This is a genomic window from Streptomyces sp. NPDC006510 (genome assembly GCF_040611955.1).
In the GTDB taxonomy this organism is placed as follows: Bacteria; Actinomycetota; Actinomycetes; order Streptomycetales; family Streptomycetaceae; genus Streptomyces.
In genome coordinates this window covers 1-19,225 of record NZ_JBEXPH010000100.1, presented here as the reverse complement: position 1 = coordinate 19,225, position 19,225 = coordinate 1, and the positions used below count along the sequence as shown (strand labels likewise).

16 protein-coding genes, 1 tRNA gene and 1 pseudogene are annotated in these 19,225 nt (G+C 69.3%); 11 read left to right on the top strand and 7 right to left on the bottom strand.

Translation table 11 applies throughout. The features are described from left to right. Nucleotides 1-373 precede the first annotated feature (373 nt). Genes purS through purL form a run of 3 tightly spaced genes read left to right on the top strand, consistent with a single transcriptional unit; the run spans nucleotide 374 to nucleotide 3,557 of the window. Nucleotides 374-634, top strand: a complete 261-nt coding sequence (gene purS, locus ABZY11_RS26615) for a phosphoribosylformylglycinamidine synthase subunit PurS (protein ID WP_176729353.1) — start codon at nucleotides 374-376, stop codon at nucleotides 632-634. Beyond that, nucleotides 631-1,311 carry a phosphoribosylformylglycinamidine synthase subunit PurQ gene (gene purQ / locus ABZY11_RS26610; RefSeq protein ID WP_356481551.1) on the top strand — a complete coding sequence of 227 codons (681 nt, stop codon included), beginning with the start codon at nucleotides 631-633 and terminating at the stop codon, nucleotides 1,309-1,311. Before purS ends, purQ begins: the two co-directional genes overlap by 4 nt. Further along, nucleotides 1,308-3,557, top strand: coding sequence for a phosphoribosylformylglycinamidine synthase subunit PurL (gene purL / locus ABZY11_RS26605; protein ID WP_356481550.1), 2,250 nt, complete (start codon nucleotides 1,308-1,310; stop codon nucleotides 3,555-3,557). The genes purQ and purL overlap by 4 nt, the downstream gene beginning before the upstream one ends. 271 nt (nucleotides 3,558-3,828) lie before the next feature. Here the strand turns inward: purL and ABZY11_RS26600 are convergent, their stop codons facing one another. Next, on the bottom strand, nucleotides 3,829-3,981 hold the full coding sequence (locus ABZY11_RS26600) for a hypothetical protein (protein WP_356481549.1): 153 nt from the start codon (nucleotides 3,979-3,981) through the stop codon (nucleotides 3,829-3,831). Nucleotides 3,982-4,288: 307 nt separating this feature from the next. On the opposite strand from ABZY11_RS26600, the gene ABZY11_RS26595 reads away from it, so the two are divergent. Genes ABZY11_RS26595 through ABZY11_RS26585 form a run of 3 tightly spaced genes read left to right on the top strand, consistent with a single transcriptional unit; the run spans nucleotide 4,289 to nucleotide 6,600 of the window. Further along, nucleotides 4,289-4,927: a helix-turn-helix domain-containing protein gene (locus tag ABZY11_RS26595; protein ID WP_356481548.1), complete on the top strand. Its 639-nt coding sequence runs from the start codon at nucleotides 4,289-4,291 to the stop codon at nucleotides 4,925-4,927. Nucleotides 4,928-4,958: 31 nt separating this feature from the next. Further along, a complete protein-coding gene (locus ABZY11_RS26590) occupies nucleotides 4,959-5,759 on the top strand; it encodes a sterol carrier family protein (protein WP_356481547.1) in 801 nt (266 codons plus the stop codon). Between the two features lie 37 nt (nucleotides 5,760-5,796). Then, nucleotides 5,797-6,600, top strand: a complete 804-nt coding sequence (locus ABZY11_RS26585) for an META domain-containing protein (protein WP_356481546.1) — start codon at nucleotides 5,797-5,799, stop codon at nucleotides 6,598-6,600. A 105-nt stretch (nucleotides 6,601-6,705) separates the two neighbouring features. Here ABZY11_RS26585 and ABZY11_RS26580 read toward each other — a convergent pair. Further along, nucleotides 6,706-6,940, bottom strand: a pseudogene (locus tag ABZY11_RS26580) (twin-arginine translocation pathway signal protein); the annotation flags it as partial. A 628-nt stretch (nucleotides 6,941-7,568) separates the two neighbouring features. On the opposite strand from ABZY11_RS26580, the gene purF reads away from it, so the two are divergent. Both purF and purM read left to right on the top strand, forming a co-directional pair. Next, nucleotides 7,569-9,095, top strand: coding sequence for an amidophosphoribosyltransferase (purF, locus tag ABZY11_RS26575; protein WP_326766793.1), 1,527 nt, complete (start codon nucleotides 7,569-7,571; stop codon nucleotides 9,093-9,095). A gap of 60 nt (nucleotides 9,096-9,155) precedes the next feature. Then, on the top strand, nucleotides 9,156-10,229 hold the full coding sequence (gene purM, locus ABZY11_RS26570) for a phosphoribosylformylglycinamidine cyclo-ligase (RefSeq protein WP_356481545.1): 1,074 nt from the start codon (nucleotides 9,156-9,158) through the stop codon (nucleotides 10,227-10,229). A gap of 217 nt (nucleotides 10,230-10,446) precedes the next feature. Here the strand turns inward: purM and ABZY11_RS26565 are convergent, their stop codons facing one another. Together ABZY11_RS26565 and ABZY11_RS26560 are read right to left on the bottom strand one after the other, a co-directional pair. Then, nucleotides 10,447-10,704: a DUF3073 domain-containing protein gene (locus ABZY11_RS26565; RefSeq protein WP_072488579.1), complete on the bottom strand. Its 258-nt coding sequence runs from the start codon at nucleotides 10,702-10,704 to the stop codon at nucleotides 10,447-10,449. A 312-nt stretch (nucleotides 10,705-11,016) separates the two neighbouring features. Further along, on the bottom strand, nucleotides 11,017-12,099 hold the full coding sequence (locus ABZY11_RS26560) for a Glu/Leu/Phe/Val dehydrogenase dimerization domain-containing protein (protein WP_356481544.1): 1,083 nt from the start codon (nucleotides 12,097-12,099) through the stop codon (nucleotides 11,017-11,019). 175 nt (nucleotides 12,100-12,274) lie between these two features. Between ABZY11_RS26560 and ABZY11_RS26555 the strand changes: the two genes are divergently transcribed. Continuing rightward, complete coding sequence (locus ABZY11_RS26555) at nucleotides 12,275-13,120, top strand: hypothetical protein (protein ID WP_356481543.1); 846 nt, start codon at nucleotides 12,275-12,277, stop codon at nucleotides 13,118-13,120. A gap of 523 nt (nucleotides 13,121-13,643) precedes the next feature. Continuing rightward, on the top strand, nucleotides 13,644-13,850 hold the full coding sequence (gene bldC, locus ABZY11_RS26550) for a developmental transcriptional regulator BldC (protein WP_003949541.1): 207 nt from the start codon (nucleotides 13,644-13,646) through the stop codon (nucleotides 13,848-13,850). A gap of 493 nt (nucleotides 13,851-14,343) precedes the next feature. Here the strand turns inward: bldC and ABZY11_RS26545 are convergent, their stop codons facing one another. The 3 genes from ABZY11_RS26545 to hrpA form a co-directional block, all read right to left on the bottom strand. Continuing rightward, complete coding sequence (locus ABZY11_RS26545; protein WP_356481542.1) at nucleotides 14,344-14,577, bottom strand: DUF6274 family protein; 234 nt, start codon at nucleotides 14,575-14,577, stop codon at nucleotides 14,344-14,346. Between the two features lie 138 nt (nucleotides 14,578-14,715). Next, a tRNA-Asp gene (locus ABZY11_RS26540) sits at nucleotides 14,716-14,790 on the bottom strand. Nucleotides 14,791-14,917: 127 nt separating this feature from the next. Next, nucleotides 14,918-18,838 (bottom strand): ATP-dependent RNA helicase HrpA, encoded by a 3,921-nt coding sequence (hrpA, locus tag ABZY11_RS26535; protein WP_356481541.1) that lies wholly within the window; start codon nucleotides 18,836-18,838, stop codon nucleotides 14,918-14,920. A 155-nt stretch (nucleotides 18,839-18,993) separates the two neighbouring features. Between hrpA and ABZY11_RS26530 the strand changes: the two genes are divergently transcribed. Beyond that, the gene (locus tag ABZY11_RS26530; protein ID WP_356481540.1) at nucleotides 18,994-19,164 is read left to right on the top strand and encodes a hypothetical protein; all 171 of its coding nucleotides are present in this window, start codon (nucleotides 18,994-18,996) and stop codon (nucleotides 19,162-19,164) included. Nucleotides 19,165-19,225: the final 61 nt, after the last annotated feature.

Here is a 19,225-nt window from a genome sequence, read left to right as displayed (position 1 = left end):
CTTTCCTACGGTATCGGCGCGTCTGTGGTGCGCTGATACCGGCCTTCTGGCTGCCGGGCGGATGCGGCGTCGACGGTTGCCGACTGTTTAGGGGCAATGCTGCATTCCCCGGTAATCATTTGTACAGCGGTGGGTGCCGCATTGTGAAGCCCACCCAATTACCTCCGCGTGTCAGCCTTCTATGTGTGCTGCTGGTGAGGATTTTTTTTGCAGGACTTTCCTCATGTGTTGTCGCGTCCGATATCTGGATGTGATCAAGGGGTCTCCATATCTACTCGCGTAGAATTTCTGGCCAGGTAGGCTGAGGGGACCTGCGGGGGTCTGGGGAGCCCCCCGGAGAAACAGCCGCACCACACCACCACCGGGAGTGCCAGTGGCACGCGTCGTAGTCGACGTCATGCTCAAGCCCGAGATCCTCGACCCGCAGGGACAGGCGGTGCAGCGCGCACTGCCCCGTCTCGGCTTCGAGGGAATCGCGGACGTACGTCAGGGAAAGCGTTTCGAGCTCGAGGTCGAGGGGCCGGTCGACGACGCCGCCCTCAGCCGTATTCACGAGATGGCCGAGACTTTCCTCGCCAACACCGTCATCGAGGACTTCACCGTGAAGGTGGAGAAGGCCGAGGAGTCGAAGTGACTGCTCGTATCGGAGTCGTCACCTTTCCCGGCACGCTCGACGACAAGGACAGCCTGAGGGCCGTACGGGTCGCGGGCGCCGAACCCGTATCGCTGTGGCACCGCGACAAGGACCTGCACCAGGTCGACGCGGTCATCCTGGCGGGCGGTTTCTCCTACGGCGACTATCTGCGGGCCGGCGCCATCTCCCGCTTCTCGCCGGTCATGGAGACCGTCATCGAGCAGGCGAAGGCGGGGATGCCGGTCCTCGGCATCTGCAACGGCTTCCAGATCCTGACCGAGGCGCATCTGCTGCCCGGCGCGATGCTGCGGAACAACCACCTGCACTTCATCTGCCGCGACCAGAAGCTGCGCGTCGAGAACGCGGAGACCGCCTGGACCTCGGACTACTCCTCGGGCCAGGAGATCTCCGTACCGCTCAAGAACATGGACGGGCGTTACGTCGCCGACGAGCGGGTGCTCGACGAGCTGGAGGCAGAGGGCCGGGTCGCCTTCCGCTACCTGGACATGAACCCCAACGGCTCGCTGCGGGACATCGCCGGCATCACCAACGCCGCGGGCAATGTCGTCGGCCTGATGCCGCACCCGGAGCACGCCGTCGAGCCGCTGATCGGAACCGGCCGCACGGACGGTCTCGGTTTCTTCACCTCGATCATCAAGAAGCTGGTCAACGCATGAGCCTGGATACGGTCAAGCACGCGGCCGAGACCCCGGACGTCGCGCAGCCCTGGAAGGAGCTCGGCCTCAAGGAGGACGAGTACGCCCGGATCCGCGAGATCCTGGGCCGCCGTCCCACCGGCGCCGAGCTCGCCATGTACTCCGTGATGTGGTCCGAGCACTGCTCGTACAAGAGCAGCAAGGTCCACCTCAAGCAGTTCGGCGAGAAGGTCCCCGTCAACGACGCGATGCTCGTCGGCATCGGCGAGAACGCCGGTGTGGTCGACGTCGGTCAGGGTTACGCGGTCACCTTCAAGGTCGAGTCGCACAACCACCCCTCGTACATCGAGCCCTACCAGGGCGCGGCCACCGGCGTCGGCGGCATCGTCCGCGACATCCTCGCCATGGGTGCCCGCCCGGTCGCCGTCGTCGACCCGCTGCGCTTCGGTGCGGCGGACCACCCCGACACCAAGCGCGTCCTGCCGGGCGTCGTCGCGGGCATCGGTGGCTACGGCAACTGCCTGGGTCTGCCGAACATCGGCGGCGAGGTCGTCTTCGACTCCTGCTACCAGGGCAACCCGCTGGTCAACGCCGGCTGCATCGGCGTGATGAAGCACGAGGACATCCACCTGGCCAAGGCCTCCGGCCCCGGCAACAAGGTGATCCTCTACGGTGCCCGCACCGGCGGCGACGGCATCGGCGGCGTCTCGGTCCTGGCCTCGGAGACCTTCGAGTCGACCGGCCCGGCCAAGCGCCCGGCCGTCCAGGTCGGCGACCCCTTCCAGGAGAAGCTCCTCATCGAGTGCACCCTGGAGATCTTCAAGGAGAAGCTCGTCGCGGGCATCCAGGACCTCGGAGGCGCCGGGCTCTCCTGCGCCACCTCCGAGCTGGCCTCCGCCGGATCCGGCGGCATGCGCGTCGAGCTGGACACCGTGCCGCTGCGCGACTCCTCCCTCTCGCCCGAGGAAATCCTCATGAGCGAGTCGCAGGAGCGCATGTGCGCGATCGTCGAGCCGCAGCACGTCGATCGCTTCCTGGAGATCTGCGAGAAGTGGGACGTCATCGCCACCGTCATCGGTGAGGTGACCGAGGGTTCCCAGCTGGAGATCTTCTGGCACGGCGAGCAGATCGTCGACGTGCCGCCGCGGTCCGTCGCCCACGAGGGCCCGACGTACCACCGCCCGTTCGCCCGCCCGTCCTGGCAGGACGCGCTGCAGGCCGACGACGCGGGCAAGCTGGCCCGGCCGGCGAACGCCGCGGAGCTGCGCGAGCAGGTCCTCAAGCTGGTCGCCTCGCCGAACCAGGCGTCGAAGTCCTGGATCACCGACCAGTACGACCGGTTCGTGCAGGGCAACACCGTGCTCGCGATGCCCGAGGACGCCGGCATGGTCCGGATCGACGAGAAGTCGAACCTGGGCGTGGCCATGGCGACCGACGGCAACGGCCGGTACGCCAAGCTCGACCCGTACACCGGCGCGCAGCTCGCACTGGCGGAGTCGTACCGCAATGTCGCCGCCTCCGGCGCCAAGCCGCTCGCCATCTCGGACTGCCTGAACTTCGGTTCGCCCGAGGACCCGGACGTCATGTGGCAGTTCGCCGAGGCCACCCGTGGTCTGGCGGACGGCTGCCTGGAGCTGGGCACCCCGGTCACCGGCGGCAACGTGTCGCTGTACAACCAGACCGGTGAGACGGCGATCCACCCGACGCCGGTCGTGGCTGTGCTCGGCGTGATCGACGATGTCACCCGGCGTACGCCGGTCGCCTTCGCGGAAAAGGGCCAGCTCCTCTACCTGCTGGGCGACACGCGTGAGGAGTTCGGCGGCTCGGCCTGGTCCGAGGTCGTCCACGGCCACCTCGGCGGCATGCCGCCCAAGGTCGACCTGGGCCGCGAGAAGCTGCTCGGAGAGATCCTGATCTCGGCCTCCCGCGACGGCATGATCGATGCGGCGCACGACCTCTCCGACGGCGGTCTGATCCAGGCGGTCACCGAGTCCTGCCTGCGTGGCGGGAAGGGTGCCCGGCTGGTCGTGCCGGACGGTCTGGACGCGTTCACCTTCCTCTTCTCCGAGTCGGCGGGGCGCGCGGTCGTCTCCGTTCCCCGGAGCGAGGAGCTTCGCTTCAACGACATGTGCGGGGCGCGGGGTCTGCCCGTCTCCCGGATCGGTGTCGTGGACGGCGAGGAGATCGAGATCCAGGGTGAGTTCAGCATTTCGCTGGACGAGCTGCGCACGGCGCACGAGGCGACCATTCCGGCTCTGCTCGCCTGACGTACCCGTTCCTGACGAGGACGGCCCCGCCCTGTTTCATGGGTGGGGCCGTCCTCGTTCGTCCGGGTGCAGAAATTCCGGCGGAATTCCGTTTCATCGGTGGAGCGACTTCATCGGTGGAGCGGCGCAAGTGACTGCGTCGTGGTGAATGCGGCGGCATTTACGTCCGCCGGTTCCGGTTCCCGCCGGGCCGGCAGCCGGGTCGCCAGGAGCATCACTCGGTCGCCGCCCGGAAGACCACGTTCGTCGACGGGACGAAGGCGTCCAGCGCCTACTGGTGGGCCCGGCCGGTCAGCGCGCCGATGGTGCTGGAAGTGCCGCCGGGGCCGCGGGCCGCGTGGACCTTGCTGAGTACGGTGCCGAAGAGAGCGGCGCCCGGCACACCTCCGGGGGTCCGGAAGAACCGGACGCCGGTGGTGGCCACGCCCAACTGCTCGGCCGGCGCGGTGTCCTGGACCAGCTGGATCGAGGCCGATCGGCACGGTCGGCGACGCGACGATGTTGGTGTCGAGCACGGCCGGGAGGATCGTGGCGATGCAGAGTGCGAACCCGAGGACGCGCTGACGGTCGGTCATGACCGGTGGCATGACCGCGGACATGGCTGCGGACATGACGGGGCTCCCCTCCCGAGCGGCGTGGTGCCGCTGTGGTCGGCCATCACCATGACCGAAGAAAATATATCGAGTCAAGAATTAATCCAGGCTCAAGATTCATCCTGGTACAGTGATGCCATGACCGAGGGGATGAGCCTGCGCGAGCGCAAGAAGCTCCAGACGCGACACCGCCTGCTGGCCGCAGCCACCGAACTCTTCGCCGAGCGCGGCTTCGACAAGGTCTCGGTCGCCGAGATCGCGGAGGCTGCCGAGGTGTCGAAGATGACTGTCTTCAACTACTTCGCCGGCAAGGAGGACTTGGTCCTCGCTCCCATGGAGGAGCACGTCGGCGACGTCGCGCGCGCGGTACGGGACCGGGCCTCCGGCGAGTCGGCCCTGGCCGCGGTGCGCGGACAGTTCCTGGCCGCCGTCGAGCGCCGCGACCCTGCGGTCGGAATGAGCGACGAGCCGGTGGTGCTCAGGGTGCGCCGGCTGATCCAGGAGACCCCGGCGCTGCTCACCCGGGCCCACGCGTTCTCCATGCGCTCCTTCGACCTGCTCGCCGAAGTGCTGGTCGAGGAGGGGAAGGAACCGTCCATCGCCCGGATCGCGGGCGCCCAGCTGATCGGCACCCGCAACGCCCTCATCCACGCGAACCAGCTGCGGCTGCTGGCGGGCGAGTCGGCGGACGCGATCGCTCCGGACGCCGTCGCGCTGGCCGAGCGCGGTTTCGGCCTGCTCGCCAACGGCCTGGGCGACTTCGCGACCCGGCCCTGAGGCCGCCGGGACAGCCCTTAGGCTCCCTGACATGCCGCCGTCCCAGAAACGAGCCCGCCGCTACGACCCGGTCAGGACCCGCAGCGCGGTCCTGGCGCAGTTCGCCCATGTCCGGGAAGCCGTCCGCACCCTGACGCCCCAGCAGCTCGCGCTGCCGACCCGGCTCGGCGACTGGACCGTGCGCGAACTGGCCGTACATCTGACCATGGCGCTCTCCGGCGTCACCCGGAATCTGGAGCTGCCGGAACCCGCTTCGGCGAAGCCGGATCTGACGCTCGTCGAGTGGCCGTTCGCGACCGCGCACCGAGCCGCGCGCATCGCCGAAGACACCAGGGCGCTCGCCGCGGACCGGCCCGACCTGGACGCGCTGTACGGGGAGGTCGCCCAGCGGTTCGAGGAGCTGGTGACCGGCGCCGGCGACGAGCGGCTGCTGCCGACCCGGGTCGGGGCGATGCGGCTGGCCGACTTCCTCGTCACCCGTACCGTCGAACTCGTCGTGCACACCGACGATCTGAACGAGGCGGCCGGCCTCGGCATCCCGTACGACCGGCAGGCGCTCGCCGCCTGCACCCGGCTGCTCGCCGACGCCCTCGCGGCGAAGGCGCCGGGCGGCTCGGTCGAGGTGCGGGTCCCACCGTTCGCCGTCGTCCAGTGCGTACAGGGCCCCAGGCACACCCGCGGTACGCCGCCCAACGTCGTCGAGACCGATCCGCTCACCTGGATCCGGCTCGCCACCGGGCGTACGGAGTGGGCGCGGGCGCTCGACGAGGCGAAGGCCGCCGCCAGCGGGGAGCGGGCCGATCTCGCCGCCCTGCTGCCCCTGATGGGGTGAGGGGGAACCGGAGGACCGGCCGGACCGTCCCAGGGCCATGCGGAATCAACGGATGGCCGTAGGAGTTCTTGCCCTCCTCGCCCTTGCCGGCTGCGGTACGGAGACGGGGGCCGGCGACGGCAGCGGTTCGGTACGGACCGGCCCGCCCGTCGCCGGCGTCCACTGGAACGTCGATTCGGTGACGGCCGGAGGGCGGAAGACCGAGGCTCCGGACGGCGCCCATGTCGTGATCGACCCCGAGGGCAGAGCCACGGGGAACTTCGGCTGCAACCACTTCACCGCCGAGACCCGTACGGACGGCGACACGATCACCGTGCAGCGGGCCACGACCACGGCGATGGGCTGCGAGCAGAGCGTCCAGCGGTTCGAGACGGCCATGTCCCGCGCCTTCAGCGGCGAACTCACCGCCGCCGTCTCGGGCAGGACCCTGACCCTGACCACGGAGAACGGCGACTCCATCGCCCTCACTTCGGAGCCCCCGGCCCCGCTCACCGGCACCACCTGGACCGTCACCTCCCTGGTGTCCGGCTCCACCGCGTCGTCGCTGCCCGCGGGTACGGAGCAGAAGGCGCGGCTGACCTTCGGCAAGGACGGCACCGTACGGGGCACCCTCGGCTGCAACTCGTTCCGCGGCACCGCGGAGGTCAGCGGCTCCACCGTCACGTTCGGCCCGCTCGACGGGACCAGGATGATGTGCCCGGACCCCCGGATGAAGCTGGAGCGCGCCCTGCTGGCGATCCTGGACGGGAGGACGACGTACCGGATCGACCACCGCACGCTGTCCCTCACCGCGGCGAACGGCGAGGGACTCGGCGCGACGGCCCAGGTGCCCGGCAAGTGACACGGGCGCCGGGGGGCGACCAGGGTGCCCGGGAGATGACCCGGGCACCCAGGACGTGACTCAGGACCCCGTCGGGTACGGCAGCAGTCCCGCGTCGGTCCGCTTTCAGGACGCCCGCAGCCCGGCCGGCAGCTCCGGTTCGGCCGCCGCCCGGTCGGCCTGTTCGCGCTGGTCGTGGGCGAGCTGGAACAGCTGGCCCGGCCCACTCCTGCCCCGGTGGTACTTCCAGTCGCCCCGGCGCAGCACCCGATCCCCGCGCACCCGCCGGAACAGATCGCGCTCCCGGGGCCGCCTGCCGCAGGAGATAGCCGGCGAGGCCGATGCCGTCCGGCGGGGCGGCGCGCGACGGAGAGGCGAAAGCCATGTCAGACCGCTTCAAACCGCTGAGAAGGCGAAGAAACGCGGAAATGGAGGCAGCCGAGTGCGCGCCGGCGGAGTCAGGCGCAGCGACGGATGGCGCTCGCGACACGTCCCGGATCGACGTGACGGCGCTCCACGTGCGTGACCGAGCGGTCACCGAGGGGCCGGGTCTGATGGTGCGGGAGCACGCCAACCGGCCATGCGTCTGTCAATGACGGTCTCGTACTGCGGTCCGCCGGGCCCGAGGCCCGGCGGACCCCCGGGGCCTGTGCCGCCGAAGGCCGCATCCCGGACATCGCGGTGTGAGGCTCGCCACGAAACGCGCGTTCGGTCGGGCTTCGCGCCGGACCGTCGACCGCCTCACCGAGCGCCACCATCCGGCCCGGCGGGCTCCCCGGCCCGAGTGGCCGGAACCCGTCGTCAACCGGGCGCTGATCCGGGCGACCGCCGCCCTGCGGCCCGATCCGTACTCTGCCGCACCCGGCGAACGATCACTCCGCGTGACCGCCCGGACCATCCCTCGAACATCCCCTGGGAGCGCTTCCCCGGTGGTCCGGCGCGGTATCCCGAATTCGGACCAGTGGTCGATCTCGCCTACACTCGGTGGCGTGCCTCGTGGTGATGGACGACTCAACCACGACCTGCTCCCCGGAGAGAAAGGCCCCCAGGACGCTTGCGGCGTCTTCGGTGTCTGGGCTCCGGGCGAAGAGGTCGCCAAGCTCACCTATTTCGGACTGTATGCCCTGCAGCACCGTGGACAGGAGTCCGCGGGCATCGCAGTGAGCAACGGGTCCCAGATCCTGGTCTTCAAGGACATGGGACTGGTCTCGCAGGTCTTCGACGAAACGTCTCTGGGATCTCTCCAGGGCCATATCGCGGTCGGTCATGCCCGCTACTCCACCACCGGTGCCTCGGTGTGGGAGAACGCGCAGCCGACGTTCCGTGCGACCGCGCACGGCTCGATCGCCCTGGGTCACAACGGCAATCTGGTCAATACGGCCCAGCTCGCCGAGATGGTCGCCGACCTTCCTCGCAAGGACGGCCGCGCCACCCAGGTCGCCGCGACGAACGACACCGACCTGGTGACCGCGCTGCTCGCCGGCCAGACCGATGAGGACGGCAAGCCGCTCACCATCGAGGAGGCCGCCGCGAAGGTGCTTCCCGATGTCAGGGGCGCCTTCTCTCTGGTCTTCATGGACGAGCACACCCTCTACGCCGCCCGTGACCCCCAGGGCATCCGCCCGCTGGTTCTCGGCCGGCTGGAGCGCGGCTGGGTGGTGGCCTCCGAGTCCGCCGCCCTCGACATCTGCGGTGCCAGCTTCGTCCGCGAGATCGAGCCGGGCGAGCTCGTCGCCATCGACGAGAACGGCCTGCGCACCTCGCGGTTCGCGGAAGCGAAGCCCAAGGGCTGCGTCTTCGAGTACGTCTATCTGGCCCGCCCCGACACCGACATCGCCGGGCGCAACGTCTACCTCTCCCGGGTGGAGATGGGCCGCAAGCTGGCCGCCGAGGCCCCGGTCGAGGCCGATCTGGTCATAGCCACCCCGGAGTCCGGCACCCCCGCCGCCATCGGTTACGCGGAGGCCAGCGGCATCCCGTTCGGCGCCGGACTGGTGAAGAACGCCTACGTCGGCCGGACCTTCATCCAGCCGTCCCAGACCATTCGCCAGCTGGGCATCCGCCTCAAGCTGAACCCGCTCAAGGAAGTCATCAAGGGCAAGCGCCTGGTGGTCGTCGACGACTCGATCGTCCGCGGCAACACCCAGCGCGCACTGGTCCGGATGCTCCGTGAGGCCGGTGCCGCCGAGATTCACATCCGGATCTCGTCCCCGCCGGTGAAATGGCCCTGCTTCTTCGGCATCGACTTCGCGACCCGCGCCGAGCTGATCGCCAACGGCATGACGGTCGACGAGATCTCCACGTCGATGGGTGCCGACTCGCTCGCGTACATCTCGCTCGACGCGATGGTCGAGGCGACCACGATCGCCAAGCCGAACCTGTGCCGCGCCTGCTTCGACGGTGAGTACCCCATGGAGCTCCCGGACCCGGAGCTGCTCGGCAAGCAGCTGCTGGAGACCGAGCTGGCGGCAGGCCCTGCGGCGACCGCCGCGGCCGACGCACTGCGTCGTCCGTGACGGCCCAGCCGTACACCTCTGGCCACCAGCCCCGTATTTCCACACGAAAGATCCCAGGCAATGTCTGAGACAACAGGTGCTTCCTACGCGGCAGCGGGCGTCGACATCGAAGCCGGCGACCGTGCCGTCGAGCTGATGAAGGAGTGGGTGAAGAAGACGCAGCGCCCCGAGGTCGCGGGCCTCGGCGGCCTCGGCGGCTTCGCCGGCCTCTTCGACGCCTCCGCCCTCAAGCGCTACGAGCGTCCGCTGCTCGCCTCCGCCACCGACGGCGTCGGCACGAAGGTCGACCTCGCCCGCAAGATGGGCGTGTACGACACCATCGGCCACGACCTCGTCGGCATGGTCGTCGACGACCTGGTCGTCTGCGGCGCCGAGCCGCTCTTCATGACCGACTACATCTGCGTCGGCAAGGTGCACCCCGAGCGTGTCGCGGCCATCGTGAAGGGCATCGCCGAGGGCTGTGTCCTCGCGGGCTGCTCCCTGGTCGGCGGCGAGACGGCCGAGCACCCCGGCCTCCTCGGCCCGGACGACTTCGATGTCGCCGGCGCCGGTACGGGCGTGGTCGAGGCCGACCGGCTGCTGGGCCCGGACCGTATCCGTAAGGGTGACGTCGTGATCGCCATGGCGTCGTCCGGTCTTCACTCCAACGGGTACTCGCTCGTCCGGCACGTGGTCTTCGACCGCGCCGGTTGGTCGCTGGACCGGCAGGTCGAGGAGTTCGGCCGCACGCTCGGCGAGGAGCTCCTGGAGCCCACCAAGATCTACTCGCTGGACTGCCTGGCGCTCACCCGCACGACCGAGGTGCACGGCTTCAGCCACGTCACCGGCGGCGGCCTGGCCAACAACCTCGCCCGGGTCATCCCGGAGGGACTGCACGCCAGGGTCGACCGCTCCACCTGGACGCCCGGCGCGGTCTTCGACCTGGTCGGCAAGACGGGACAGGTCGAGCAGCTGGAGCTGGAGAAGACGCTGAACATGGGCGTCGGCATGATCGCGATCGTCCCGGCCGAGTCCGTGGACGTGGCACTGACGACACTGGCCGACCGCGGGGTCGAGTCCTGGGTCGCGGGCGAGATCACCGAGCGCGGGGCACACACCTCGGGCGCGGAGCTCGTCGGCGGGTACGCACGATAGAGCGGGCACGCGCGATAGACACGGGGCGGGCACACCGGGGCGACCCGGTGGCCGCTACGTTCCCGGCCGCCGGGATTCCAGCACGTCCGGCGGCCGGGGAAGGCGTCGGGGGAAGCACCGGGGAAACCGGATTCCGCACGAGCGGACGGACCGGGCCGGGACAGCACAGAACCCGGTCCGGGACAGGCCCGGACCGGGTTGATGTGTCAGCGCGAGGTCAAGCGCCGCGGCGCTGTGACGACGGACCGGACTTGTCGTCCTCGTCCTCGTCCTCGTCGTCGTTGTACAGATCCGCGTACTGTGCGTACGGGTCATCTTCCTCGTCGTCGTCCTCGAACGGCTCTGCGTTCGGTGGTTGACTCGAAGGCGATGCGCCCAGCTCATTGGCCAGACGCGACAGGTCAGTCCCGCCGCTGCTGTACTTCAGCTGGCGGGCGACCTTTGTCTGCTTGGCCTTTGCCCGGCCGCGCCCCATGGCTCGACCCCCTCGGTGACGGGGCTCGACGGCCCCAGAGTCTTGACACGCGTTCATGTTTCAGGACGGACTCTCGGCTGAGAGACCGTGCCCGTAGGGCTTTAACGGTACCTGCTTCCGCGGCCATACGGTACGCCGCCCGCATCACGTGCCCCGGAAGGAGACCGGCGAGAAGCCCCGTCCTCGCTGGTCAACTGCGATTTTAGCCTCTTCTTGGCATGCGACCCGCCGACCGGCGTGAGTCTTGTCTCGCCGGTCGGCGGGTCGGCAGGCCATGGGCGGTGCGGACGCGGGGTGACGCGTCCGCCACCGTCAGTGGCGGCGCGCGTCGGCCATCCGCTGCTCGGCGATCCGGTCGGCCGCGGCGGCCGGCGGAATGCCGTCACTCTTCGCACGTGCGAAGATGGCCAGCGTGGTGTCGAAGATCTTCGTCGCCTTGGCCTTGCACCGGTCGAAGTCGAAGCCGTGCAGCTCGTCGGCGACCTGGATGACACCGCCCGCGTTCACCACGTAGTCGGGTGCGTACAGGATCGACCGGTCCGCGAGGTCCTTCTCGATGCCGGGGTGCGCGAGCTGGTTGTTGGCCGCGCCGCACACCACCTCGGCGGTGAGCACCGGAACGGAGTCGTCGTTCAGCGCGCCGCCGAGCGCGCACGGGGCGTAGATGTCGAGGCCCTCGGTACGGATCAGCGCCCCGGTGTCCGCGGCGACGGTGATCTCGGGGTGCTTCTCGGTGATCCGGCGTACGGATTCCTCCCGCACATCCGTGATCACGACCTCCGCGCCGTCCGAGAGCAGATGCTCGACCAGGTGGTGACCGACCTTGCCGACCCCGGCGACCCCCACTTTTCGGCCACGCAGCGTCGGGTCGCCCCAGAGATGCTGTGCGGAGGCCCGCATGCCCTGGAAGACACCGAACGCGGTGAGGACCGAGGAGTCGCCGGCGCCGCCGTTCTCGGGGGAGCGGCCGGTGGTCCAGCGGCACTCGCGGGCGATGACGTCCATGTCGGCGACATAGGTGCCGACGTCGCAGGCCGTGACGTACCGGCCGCCGAGCGAGGCCACGAACCGGCCGTAGGCCAGCAGTAGCTCCTCCGTCTTGATCTGCTCGGGGTCGCCGATGATGACGGCCTTGCCGCCGCCGTGGTCGAGACCGGCCATGGCGTTCTTGTACGACATGCCGCGCGAGAGGTTCAGCGCATCCGCGACGGCCTCCTCCTCGGAGGCGTACGGATAGAAGCGGGTACCGCCGAGGGCCGGGCCCAGGGCGGTGGAGTGGATGGCGATGACGGCCTTGAGGCCGCTGGCACGGTCCTGGCAGAGCACGACTTGCTCGTGGCCCCCCTGCTCCGAGTGGAACAGGGTGTGCAGGACGCCGTCGGTCACATCGGTCACTGTGGTGACTCCCAAGTACGAAGCGGCGAGGACCCTCCTGAAGGTGGGGAGGGTCGCGGACCGGCCGGCACGGCCGGTCCGACTGGGCAAGAGCGTAAGTCCTACGCGGACGTAGATCTGTTCCAGTGCCCAGGATCACCCCCCGGCGGAGTACCGGCGTGACACGATCTGCTCCATGTCGGTGGTGTCTTCGGTGCTCGTCCCTTACGCGTCCTACCTCCGGGTGTACGAGCCGCTGGCCGCCTTCCCGGAGCCCGAACGCGCCCACTGGGCCCGGTACGCCGGGCGTGCCCGGATGCCTACGGCCCAGGACGAACTGCGCCGTTCGCTCGCCGATCTGGCGGCCACGCCGCCGGTCGCCGTGCCGGTGCACGAGAGCGGGGACGCGTTCGTCGCCGAGGTCGACGGGGTGGTGTGCGTCTGTCCCTGGCGGACCAGGCTGCGCGGCTGGCTGGCGCTGGACGAGCTGGCGGAGATGTTCCCCGGGCCGGTGCTCGACGCGGTGCTGCCGCCGGTGGTGCGCGGGCAGGCGATCGCCGACCACGAACGGTGGGCGGAGCGGAATCCGGACGCCAGACCGTGGATCCGTACCTCGGTGTGGCAGGTGCCGGTGCGCTGGTTCGTGCTCTTCTCCGACCACGAGCGGGAGTACGCGGAGGCGGGCGAGGACGGTGCGGCGCCCGTGCTGCGGTACCGGACGCCGATGGTGCAGGCCCGTCGCCGGCTGGCCCGGGCGCTGAAGGTGCTGCGGGACTCGGTGGACGAGGGCCCGCTGACCGAGGGGCTCGTGGACGTGGGGCGCTGGCTGGAGGAGTTCCATCCGAGGGCGCTGGTCGAGCTGGACTACGCGGGCCTGGTGCACGCGCTGCCGGCGAAGGAGCTCGCCGGGGACCGGTCGGCCGCCGATGCGGCCGAGGGCATCGCGGCGCTGCAGGCCGGTGACACCGAAGGGGCGAGTGGGGCCTACGGTCGGCTGGCGGAGCGCTGGCGGGCCGTGAGAGATCGTCAGTTCGCGAACTGATCGGGCGATATCTGCGTCTGTCCTTGTGTCCTGTGTGACGCGTGGGAACGAAGAGGCGGAACAGTACTCCTGTGGTCCTAGGACCTACGTCCCGAACCGGGCCTTTGCCTCAAGCGTGATGGATAGCACTAACGGGGCTCTTGCGCCCTTCCCTACTCCTCATGCCAAAATAGGACAAGGAGCCCGGGGAGGGCTCCGTCCGCCCAACTAAGGGCGGAATGCTCAGCATTGCACGCTATGGGGGGTCTGATGGCTCCTGATCACTCTGTGACTGATCGTCACGGCGGTGTGACTGTCCGCTATGGCATGGTCCATCGGCTTCCGTCGCTGATGAACACCTGGGAGGGCAATTCCATCGGTTTGGCCGACGCGGCTGGACGGATGGTGTAGTTGTAGTGCCGAGGACAAGCCGTTCGTCCTATAACCGACTCGGCCCGCGTCCGCCATTTCGGGCAACGCGGGTCAAGGTGCAGAATTTAGAGGAAAGAACCGAGATGGTTCGGTTCTCCCGAGGAGGCCGCTCATGACCGCTCGCACCCCTGATGCCGAGCCGCTGCTGACCCCGGCTGAGGTTGCCACGATGTTCCGCGTGGACCCGAAGACGGTTACCCGCTGGGCCAAGGCAGGCAAGCTCACGTCCATCCGCACGCTCGGTGGACATCGCCGGTACCGCGAGGCAGAGGTCCGCGCACTGCTTGCGGGTATTCCGCAGCAGCGCAGCGAGGCCTGACACACCCCTGTCGCCGCGCAACAACCGGGCTTCCGGGTCCCCCAACCCGTACAGGCCCGCCCATAGCTCCAAATGACGGGCGCCCGCCCCAACGGGCGCCATACCTGTGCAATGCGGGTGCGTCATTCGATCGCGCTGGACTCCGCCGGGTCCAGCGCGATCTTTTTTGTGCCCGCACGGCAGGGGGCGGGGCCGTCCGTCGGGGGCGCCGGAAACCGCGCGTCCGGTCGGGTGTGGTCGGGCCGCCGTGCGTGCTTGAGCGGGTCTGTGCGGGACTGTTCCGGACTGCCCGAGGAGGCCGGGGCGGCCCGGTTCGAATGGTCCCGCGGTGCTCCCGTCCGAGTGGTGCAATTGCACATATTAAATTCGCCAGTTGTAGGTAGGGAGTAAAGGCACCCCTTCTCGGAACTCTTTCAGTGACTCCCGTCACACTGCCCGAGTCTTGCCAAGTACGAGCCTGCCACCGTCGGGAAGCGGAAGGCTCCGCCATTGGTCACTCGCCCGGGGGACTTTCGTCCTCGGCCCCAGGAGTGCCGTCCTGGCGCCCTGGGCGCGGGGTCGGCGGTTCGGGGGCGGAATCGGTCCGACGGGCCGTCACGGGCTCCATGGCGAGCCGCAGGAGCCGATGGCAGACCGGACAGTGACGGGTGGCGTGGCGGCAGCCTGAAGCGGCGGCCAGATGGGCGCGCAGGAGCGCGCGGGTCTCGTGTGCGGCGGACGTCGCCATACGCGCCACCTCCCGGTGGACCGCTGCCCCGCGCCGGGAAATCAGGGACAGCCTCTGCTGACTGAGTACTCGTCGGCGGTCGCCGGAGTCAAGACGCGCGAAAGCCCGGATCCAGAAGGATCCGGGCTTTCGTTACTGCGGTCCTGACGGGATTTGAACCCGCGGCCTCCACCTTGACAGGGTGGCGAGCACTCCAAACTGCTCCACAGGACCAGGTTTTCGCTGCTTGCCTTGCGGCTGGCTGCGAAGACAGACTGTACAGCAGGTCAGAGGCTCCGGTCGAACTCACTGAAGGTGGCGGCTCCGTCACGGTCGGAGCGCCCCGTCCGGGCGGTCCGCCTCACGGGGCCGCCGCGTCGATCGCCTTCACGATCCGCTTGTCGGAGACGGGGTAGGCCGTCCCCAGTGCGTGGGCGAAATAGCTGACCCGGAGCTCCTCGATCATCCAGCGGATGTCCAGGACCTCCTGCGGTACGGGCCTGCCCTGCGGCATCTGTTCGAGCAGCCAGGCGTACTCGTCCTGCATCTCGTGGACCTTCTCCATGCGCGTGGTGTCGCGCTGGACGGCCGTCGGCATCTGCTGGAGCCGGCGGTCCACGGCGACCAGGTAGCGCATCAGGTCGGGCAGCCTGCGTAGTCCGGTCTTCGTGACGAAGCCCGGCGGCACCAGGGCCGCGAGCTGGTCCCGTGCGTCGGTGACGTTGTTGACCAGGACCAGGCTGTTGGTGGCCTTCAGGCGCCGCTCGCAGGCCTGCCAGGCGGCCAGCACCTGTTGGACCTGCTTGACCGTGTGCTCGGTCAGGGCGACGAGGTCGGCGCGCACCTTGTCGTACAGCTTCCGGAACGACTCCTCGTCCCAGGCCGGGCCGCCGTGCGCGCCGATCAGCCGGTCGGCGGCCGCCGTCGCGCAGTCCTCGAACAGCGCCTGGATGGAGCCGTGCGGATTGCGGGACAGGGCCAGCTTCTGCTGGTTCGTCAGCTTGTCGGAGGCGAACTTCGCCGGATTCACCGGCACGTTCAGCATGATCAGCTTCCGGGTGCCCAGCCACATCGCCTGCTGCTGCTCGGCCTCGGTGTCGAAGAGCCGTACCGCGACGGTGTCGCCCCGGTCCACGAGAGCCGGGTACGCCTTGACCGGCTGGCCGGCCCGGCGGGTCTCGAAGACGCGGTTCAGCGTGCCGATCGTCCAGTCCGTGAGGCCCGAACGCTCGATGGACTCGCCGGAGGGGCCCGCGGTGGCCGCGGCGGCCTTGGAGAGCGCCTGACGGGCCTTGGGGCGCAGCTGGAGCTTCAGCGCCTCCAGGTCCTTGTCCTCGGCCACCTTGCGGCGCCGCTCGTCGACGATCCGGAACGTGATCTTCAAGTGGTCCGGGATGCGGCCCAGGTCGAAGTCGTCGGCCGTGACCGGGACGCCGACCATCTGCTGGAGCTCCCGGGCCAGCGTGACCGGCAGCGGCTCCTGGAGCGGTACGGCGCGGTCGAGGAACTTGTCCGCGTAGTTCGGCGCGGGGACGTAGTGCCGGCGGATCGGCTTGGGCAGCGAGCGGATCAGCTCGGTGACCACTTCCTCCCGCAGGCCGGGGATCTGCCAGTCGAAGCCCTCGGCGGTGACCTGGTTGAGCACCTGGAGCGGGATGTGGACGGTCACGCCGTCGGCGTCCGCGCCGGGCTCGAACTGGTACGTGACCCTGAACTTGAGCTTCCCCTGGCGCCAGGAGTCCGGGTAGTCGTCCTTGGTGACGGCCCCGGCCTTCTCGTTGATGAGCATCGAGCGCTCGAAGTCCAGCGCGTCCGGCTCGTCCCGGCGCTTGTGCTTCCACCAGGAGTCGAAGTGCGCCCCGGAGACCACGTGCTCGGGGATCCGCCGGTCGTAGAAGTCGAAGAGCGTCTCGTCGTCCACGAGGATGTCGCGGCGCCGGGCGCGGTGCTCCAGCTCCTCGACCTCGCCGAGGAGCTTGCGGTTGTCGTGGAAGAACTGGTGGTGGGTCCGCCAGTCGCCCTCGACCAGGGCGTTGCGGATGAACAGGTCGCGGGAGGTCTCGGCGTCGATCCGGCCGAAATTGATCTTGCGCTGGGCGACGATCGGTACCCCGTAGAGCGTGACCCGCTCGTAGGCCATCACCGCCGCCTGGTCCTTCTCCCAGTGCGGCTCGCTGTAGGTGCGCTTGAGCAGATGCTGGGCCAGCGGCTCGATCCACTCCGGCTCGACCTTGGCGTTGACCCGCGCCCACAGCCGGGACGTCTCGACCAGCTCGGCCGACATCACGAACCGCGGCTGCTTCTTGAAGAGCGCCGAACCGGGGAAGATCGCGAACTTGGCGCTGCGGGCGCCCAGGTACTCGTTCTTCTCGGTGTCCTTCAGCCCGATGTGCGAGAGCAGCCCGGCCAGCAGCGAGGTGTGCACCGCCTGCTCCGGCGCGTCCTCCTCGTTGAGGTGGATGCCCATCTGCTTGGCGACCGTACGCAGCTGCGCGTAGATGTCCTGCCATTCGCGGATGCGCAGGAAGTTCAGATACTCCTGCTTGCACATCCGGCGGAAGCTGGACGAGCCGCGCTCCTTCTGCTGCTCGCGGATGTACCGCCACAGGTTCAGGAACGCCAGGAAGTCGGATGTCTCGTCCTTGAAGCGGGCGTGCTGCTGATCGGCCTGGGTCTGCTTCTCCGAGGGCCGCTCGCGCGGGTCCTGGATGGAGAGCGCGGAGGCGATGACCATGACCTCGCGGACACAGCCGTTGCGGTCGGCCTCGATGACCATGCGGGCCAGCCGCGGGTCGACGGGCAGCTGCGAGAGCTTCCGGCCCAGCTGGGTGAGCCGCTTCTTCGGATCCTTCTCCTCCGCGTCCAGCGCGCCGAGCTCCTGGAGGAGCTGGACGCCGTCTCGGATGTTGCGGTGGTCCGGCGGGTCGATGAAGGGGAACTTCTCGATGTCGCCCAGGCCGGCCGCGGTCATCTGGAGGATGACGGAGGCGAGGTTGGTGCGCAGGATCTCGGGGTCGGTGAACTCCGGACGGGTCAGGAAGTCGTCCTCGGAGTACAGCCGGATGCAGATGCCGTCCGACGTACGGCCGCAGCGGCCCTTGCGCTGGTTGGCGCTGGCCTGCGAGATCCGCTCGATCGGCAGCCGCTGGACCTTGGTGCGGTGGCTGTAGCGGGAGATCCGGGCGTTGCCCGGGTCGATCACGTACTTGATGCCGGGAACGGTCAGCGAGGTCTCGGCGACGTTGGTCGCCAGGACGATCCGGCGCCCGGTGTGGCGCTGGAAGACGCGGTGCTGCTCGGCGTGCGAGAGACGGGCGTAGAGCGGGAGCACCTCGGTGTGGCGGAGGTTCCGCTTGTTCAGCGCGTCCGCGGTGTCACGGATCTCCCGCTCGCCGGAGAGGAAGACCAGGATGTCGCCCGGCCCCTCCGTCTGGAGCTCGTCCACGGCGTCGCAGATCGCGGTGATCTGGTCCCGGTCGGAGTCGTCGCCCTCCTCTTCGAGGAGGGGACGGTAGCGCACCTCGACCGGGTACGTACGCCCGCTGACCTCGACGATCGGCGCCTCGCCGAAGTGGCGCGCGAACCGCTCGGGGTCGATCGTCGCCGAGGTGATGACGACCTTCAGGTCCGGGCGCTTGGGCAGCAGCCTGGCCAGATAGCCGAGCAGGAAGTCGATGTTCAGCGACCGCTCGTGGGCCTCGTCGATGATGATCGTGTCGTAGGCGCGCAGCTCGCGGTCCGTCTGGATCTCCGCGAGCAGGATGCCGTCCGTCATCAGCTTCACGAACGTCGCGTCCGGGTTCACCTGGTCGGTGAAGCGCACCTTCCAGCCGACCGCCTCGCCCAGCGGCGTCTTCAGCTCGTCCGCGACGCGCTCGGCGACCGTACGGGCCGCGATCCGGCGCGGCTGGGTGTGCCCGATCATGCCCCGGACACCGCGCCCCAGCTCCATGCAGATCTTCGGGATCTGCGTGGTCTTGCCGGAGCCGGTCTCCCCGGCGACGATCACGACCTGGTGGTCGCGTATCGCCTCCAGGATCTCGTCCTTCTTCTGACTGACCGGGAGCTGTTCCGGGTACGACAGGGCGGGAATCCGCGCGGCACGCAGGGAAAGCCGCTCGGCCGCCTTTCCGGCCTCGGCGGCGATCTCGTCCAGCACGGACTGCCGGGCCTCGGGCTTACGGATGCGGCGCGCCCCTTCGAGACGGCGGCCGAGCCGGTGCGCATCGCGGAGCGAGATCTGTCCGAGCCGGTTCTGAAGATCAGCGAAGGAAGTAGACATACGGAGCCCAGGATCTCACCCGGGCCCGACGAACGGCGAACGCATTTCGTGCGTTCCGGGTCACCACCGGGCACCGCGCGGAGGCGCGGGATCACAGCACGTACCATTTCGGGCAGCTGACCACCCGTTGCCCCTGTCCGGAAAGGCCGGTCGCCGTGTCCCGTACACAGTGGTGCTGCCTGCTGGCGGTGCTCGCGGTCGTACTGGGGCTGTTCTGCGGACCGGCGACGGCCGTGCCGGGCGGCGGCACGTCCGCCGTCGTCGTGGCCGACGCGACGGGTGCGGACGCCCCGGCCGACTCCGGCCCGGCGGGTTCGCCGTCGTGATTCCTGGTCTTGCCGCAGCCCGGCGTCGGGTGCCGGTCGGCGGACGTCGCCACCGCCGGGC

What these genes read in the sequence shown, in the direction of transcription:
- ABZY11_RS26590 (WP_356481547.1), top strand. Translation starts at nt 4,959, where the DNA reads ATGCCGCCGTCCCAGAAACGAGCCCGCCGCTACGACCCGGTCAGGACC.
- ABZY11_RS26595 (WP_356481548.1), top strand. Translation starts at nt 4,289, where the DNA reads ATGACCGAGGGGATGAGCCTGCGCGAGCGCAAGAAGCTCCAGACGCGA.
- hrpA (WP_356481541.1), bottom strand. Translation starts at nt 18,838, where the DNA reads ATGTCTACTTCCTTCGCTGATCTTCAGAACCGGCTCGGACAGATCTCG.
- bldC (WP_003949541.1), top strand. Translation starts at nt 13,644, where the DNA reads ATGACCGCTCGCACCCCTGATGCCGAGCCGCTGCTGACCCCGGCTGAG.
- ABZY11_RS26545 (WP_356481542.1), bottom strand. Translation starts at nt 14,577, where the DNA reads ATGGCGACGTCCGCCGCACACGAGACCCGCGCGCTCCTGCGCGCCCAT.
- purM (WP_356481545.1), top strand. Translation starts at nt 9,156, where the DNA reads ATGTCTGAGACAACAGGTGCTTCCTACGCGGCAGCGGGCGTCGACATC.
- ABZY11_RS26565 (WP_072488579.1), bottom strand. Translation starts at nt 10,704, where the DNA reads ATGGGGCGCGGCCGGGCAAAGGCCAAGCAGACAAAGGTCGCCCGCCAG.
- purL (WP_356481550.1), top strand. Translation starts at nt 1,308, where the DNA reads ATGAGCCTGGATACGGTCAAGCACGCGGCCGAGACCCCGGACGTCGCG.
- ABZY11_RS26555 (WP_356481543.1), top strand. Translation starts at nt 12,275, where the DNA reads ATGTCGGTGGTGTCTTCGGTGCTCGTCCCTTACGCGTCCTACCTCCGG.
- ABZY11_RS26585 (WP_356481546.1), top strand. Translation starts at nt 5,797, where the DNA reads ATGCGGAATCAACGGATGGCCGTAGGAGTTCTTGCCCTCCTCGCCCTT.